Source organism: Rhizobium tibeticum (genome assembly GCF_900110205.1).
In the GTDB taxonomy this organism is placed as follows: Bacteria; Pseudomonadota; Alphaproteobacteria; order Rhizobiales; family Rhizobiaceae; genus Rhizobium; species Rhizobium tibeticum.
Genome location: NZ_FOCV01000103.1, coordinates 1 through 4,545, shown reverse-complemented (window position 1 = coordinate 4,545; position 4,545 = coordinate 1). Strand labels below are relative to the sequence as shown.

Annotated in this window: 4 protein-coding genes and 1 pseudogene; 3 read left to right on the top strand and 2 right to left on the bottom strand. The window is 60.4% G+C overall.

Annotated elements, in window-relative coordinates; all coding sequences use genetic code 11:
- Window positions 1–153, top strand: a pseudogene (locus tag BSG20_RS39110) (IS1182 family transposase); the annotation flags it as partial.
- 476 nt (window positions 154–629) lie between these two features.
- Here the strand turns inward: BSG20_RS39110 and BSG20_RS34665 are convergent.
- Window positions 630–2,012 (bottom strand): sulfite oxidase, encoded by a 1,383-nt coding sequence (locus BSG20_RS34665; protein WP_280142241.1) that lies wholly within the window; start codon window positions 2,010–2,012, stop codon window positions 630–632.
- A gap of 138 nt (window positions 2,013–2,150) precedes the next feature.
- On the opposite strand from BSG20_RS34665, the gene BSG20_RS34660 reads away from it, so the two are divergent.
- Together BSG20_RS34660 and BSG20_RS34655 are read left to right on the top strand one after the other, a co-directional pair.
- Entirely contained in the window at window positions 2,151–3,011 is an 861-nt protein-coding gene (locus tag BSG20_RS34660; protein ID WP_167371666.1) for an adenylate/guanylate cyclase domain-containing protein, read from the top strand.
- Between the two features lie 168 nt (window positions 3,012–3,179).
- On the top strand, window positions 3,180–3,920 hold the full coding sequence (locus BSG20_RS34655) for a tetratricopeptide repeat protein (protein ID WP_143147622.1): 741 nt from the start codon (window positions 3,180–3,182) through the stop codon (window positions 3,918–3,920).
- A gap of 325 nt (window positions 3,921–4,245) precedes the next feature.
- On the opposite strand, the gene BSG20_RS34650 is transcribed toward BSG20_RS34655, so the two are convergent.
- The coding region (locus BSG20_RS34650) for a transposase (protein WP_143147621.1) at window positions 4,246–4,545 on the bottom strand (300 nt) is incomplete at its 5' end.

The following is a 4,545-nucleotide window of genomic DNA, read 5'->3' as shown; positions in this document are numbered from 1 at the left end:
ACGATCAAGCAATGGATGAACCAGGGCGCGTTCCTGATGCGGCGGCTGGAAAACGTCCGCGGGGAGTTCAGCCTGACGGCGCTCGCCTACAACATCAAGAGGGCCATCTCCATCATCGGTGTGCCGGGCCTGATCGCCGCGTTGCGGACATAAAACGCCCCATTTTGCGTTGTTCTCAACCCAAAATAAACGCCACTATGCCCATGAACGCCACCATCGCACCCGAAAACGGAAAAGCTGGAAATTGGACAAAACGCCGCCGTCCACGCCGAAAATCAACTACTTTCCATCATTCGAAGAGTTCTCGGACGGTCTGCCTAAGTTCAACGACTGACCTCTCAGCATCAAAAAATGAGAGGAATTCCTGTCGCAATACCCGTGTGTAAGCGACCGAGTTTTGCAATCGTCTGATGTCTGCATCGGGTCGCGAAGTAGACGTCGGACACCACTTTGTGCATGGCCGCATTCGTTTTTCACGCGCAGACGGCCCCAAGTTGGAAATAATTTCCGCTTTGCGCCCCATAATGTCATCGAGCCACCCGTCGCTGTTGCTGCAAAGCGGACATGACGCAGTGACAACGCGGGTCGCAGTTGCGCCAAAAAGCCGCCATTCCGCCCCATGCGGGTGATTAGATCACGAATTCCTCCTCGTACGTCTGTGGCTCGGGAACGACCGTAACCTCCACCGGAATGATCCAATTGGCCGCGTAGCTCTCGCAGTCGGAACGCTGGAGGTCGGGCTGCACGCACCCGGCCCCATCGATCGCGCGACATCGCAGTATATATCGCCCCACTTCTTCAGGGGTCCACATGTACTCCCACAAACGCCATGCAAAGGGACGTTCTGTTTCGAGAAGCCTTCCCTCGCGCCAGCCCCTGCCATCTCCGGTGCAGACCTGCACCTGCCGGATAACAGCCTCTCCGCTCCAGGCGGCTCCGAAAATCCGGTACGGTTGGCCGACGATGAGATGCGCCCCCTGTACGGGACGCGCGATCTGCGCTTTGACCTCCATCTCCGCAAGGGGGACCAGCCTGGGTTCCCCGAGGCTGCGCTCCCAACGGAAATAGTCGCGCGCCTGCCAGTAGCCAAGGAACGGTTGCTCCACAACCGTGATATGCGTGATCCACTTGACCCAAGCCATGCCGAACCAGCCACCCACGACCGCGCGTAGCGGGTAGCCGTGATCGCGCGTCAACGGCTCCTCGTTCATCGAATAGGCAAGGATCGTGCTGTCAGCGATGGCCTTCTCAAGCGGTAAACTGCGCGCAAAAGCGATGGGGCCGGGAGAAGCCGTTTTCTTGTTCGTGTCGACGACGCCGCTGTCTGCGCCTGCGAGCAGAACCTCACGTGCGGTTCGCTTAACGCCCGCCATTTCCAAAATCTCGCGCAGAAGAACACCTGTCCACGCGGCATTGCCGACGGCTCCATTCTGCCACTGCAACCCCTCCTTCGGCGGCACATAGTAGACGCGCCCGTTCCCTGCGCACTCGACGACGGCGGTGAACGTCGTGCTCGCCATCGCCTTGATGCTGTCGAGGTCAAGTTCGATCGGCCGCTCCACCGCCCCGCCAACGCGCAATCTCCAGTCTCGGGCATCGAGGTCCGGCGACGGGAAATGGTTCCGCACGAAGAACAGCTCGGTTGGGATCAGCCAATCGGAGAGCGACGCAAACGGAAACTCGATGTTCTGTGGGGATTTCTGTCGAACTATTAGACTGGGTTGCTGCGGTGTCGGCATCGTCCTCGTCTCCCCTTTCAAGAGCACAACGTCGGTTCTCGGTCGCGCGAATTCCGGTTCGATCACACCGCCCCCCGCAGTGCGTCTGTCGCATTCCGCCTTCGGGCCGCATTCTAGCACATACCGCACGTTCCTCGGATCGACCTCGAACGGCAGCAAAGGGGCCGACGCGGTCTTGACCGCTTTGCGCCCCATAGTGGACATATAGCCACCGGTCGCTATTGCTGCAAAGCGGACATGGCGCAGTGACAACACGGGTCGCAGTTGCGCCACTTCCGAACTCTTGCCTTTCGTGCCGCAGACATCACTTCGATCTCATGCCGGACGTTCGACCACGGCTCGGGCGATCTCCCTCTGAGACGGGGCTGCTGTGATTGGTTTATAGTGCCAAGCTCGATATGGGAGGATGGCTTGAGCGAATCCCGAAAGCTTACTGCAATCCTGGCGGCGGACGTCGTCGGCTACAGCCGGCTTGCCGGCGCGGACGAGGATCGCACCCTGGCGCGGCTCCGGGCGTTGCGCAGCGATCTTATCGATCCCACGATCGCCGTGCATCACGGTCGAGTGGTCAAGCGCACTGGCGACGGCGCCCTCGTCGAGTTCCGAAGCGTGGTCGACGCGGTGCGGTGCGCCGTCGAGGTGCAGAATGCGATGCTCGACCGCAATGCCGGCGTCCCGCCTGATCGACGTATCGAATTCCGCATCGGCATCCATATCGGCGACATAGTCGAGGAGAGCGACGGCGACCTGATGGGCGACGGTGTCAACATTGCTGCCCGCTTGGAAGGCATCGCCGAACCTAATGGGATTTGCCTGTCGGGTGCGGCTTATGAACAGGTGCGCGACAAGCTGAAGCATGAATTCGAGGATCTCGGTGATAAGGAACTCAAAAACATTGCGCGGCCGGTGCGAGCCTTTCGTGTGGTCCCAAACCCGGACACTGCCAGAGGACCGATTGTTCCCGCGCTGGCAGATGGAAAACTAGCGCTGCCCGACAAGCCGTCGATTGCCGTGTTGGCGTTCCAGAACATAAGCGGCGACCCCGAACAGGAGTATTTTGTTGATGGCACGGTGGAAGAAATCACCACTGCGCTATCCCGAATGCGCTGGCTATTCGTCATTGCACGCAACTCCAGCTATGCCTTCAAGGGCCGGATTGTCGACGCGAGAGAAATAGGCCGGGCGCTCGGGGTGCGTTACCTGCTCGAGGGGAGCGTCCGAAGGGCCGGTGGCCGCATCCGCCTCGCTGGCCAATTGATCGACGCAGAGTGAGGCAGTCAGCTCTGGGCGGACCGGTACGATGGCGATCTTGCCGACATCTTCGACCTTCAGGACCGCATTACCGAACACGTCGTCGGAGCAATCCAGCCGTCGATCCTATCTGCCGAAGTGGAGCGTTCCCGGCGCAAACGGCCCGAAAGTCTTGACGCATACGACCTCGTGCTGAGAGCGTTCCCGCTGGTCTGGTCGCTTGACAAGGACCAGAACGAAACGGCCCGCTCGCTTCTCGCTCAAGCGCTTGCCCATGACGTTGACTATCCCTTCGCTCTGTCGCTGCTCGCATGGTGCCACGCGCAACGCGCCGTGTATGGTTGGACCGACGCTCCAGGCCGTGACCGCGATGAGGCCTTGCGCCTTGCACAGCGCGCTGCCTCGCTCAGCCACGATGACCCGATGGTCCTCGCGATCCTTGGAGCGGCGCATTCGTTCGCACGGGACTTCGACGTGGCAGAGACACACCTTGAGCGAGCGCGATCGCTCGATCCGAATTCAGCCTGGGCCTGGCTGCGTAGCGGTTGGCTTGATGTGTATCGCGAACGCTCCGCGTCCGCGCTCGGACATTTCGCGCGGTTCCGTCGGCTGAGCCCGCTCGATCCGATCGCCTATATGGCGGACGTCGGGGTCGGCGCCGCCCATTTCGTCGACGGGCGATACGACGATGCGATTACCTGGATCCAAAGAGGCCTTAGCCAGCAGCCTGACGCGAGTTGGGCTCTGCGGTGGCTCGTCAGCGCCTATGTGCACGCCGGCAGATTGGATGAGGCACGACGTGCCTGCCTTCGACTGCGAGAGAGCCATCCCGACCTTACGCTTGCCAAAGTCAGGGATACATGGTGGCCCTCTGCTATTATGGCGCGCATCTTATCGGGTCTGCGTGACGCTGGCTTGCCCGAAGGCTGACTGGATCGCCTCAACCGAGGTCTTCACCGAGATCCACAAACTTCATCGAAGGTCATGAATCCCTCCAATGAAAGAACACAAGGGGCAAGACACCACCATTTGGCGGCTTTCCTTGGGTTCGGTTATGTTTTGACCGGCATTTGTGCCGCTCGGCAACGTCCTTCGTTCCGTAGGACAGATTGCTTTTCCGTCTTTCGGTTCTGAACCAGTCTCCAATTCGTGACCCTGATGCATATGGCTTCGGTCACAGAGTGGCGTTCGGCTCCCGGCTTCCCATTCTCCTGCAAGAGCGCAGCCCAGACCTGCCGGGCTCGCTAAACGACAATCAGGACAGCCGGGATATCGTCGACGCGCCTTCCGTGGTGCTGGTGTCGCGCGGCTCGTAAGCGCGCTGGTCACGCAGGATCTGGAAGGCGATCGTCAAAAGCTTGCGCGCGATCGCCACACGCGCCTTGTTCACTCCTCTGAACTTCAAGTGTTCGTATTGGCCTCGAAGCTGCGCATCGCTGGCGATCGCGGGAGTGACCGCTTCGACGAAAGCCCAGCGCAGCCACTTGTTGCCCTGCTTGATGATCTTGCCGTGGAAGGTCTTGCCGCCGCTCGAATAGGTCGAGGGCACAAGCCC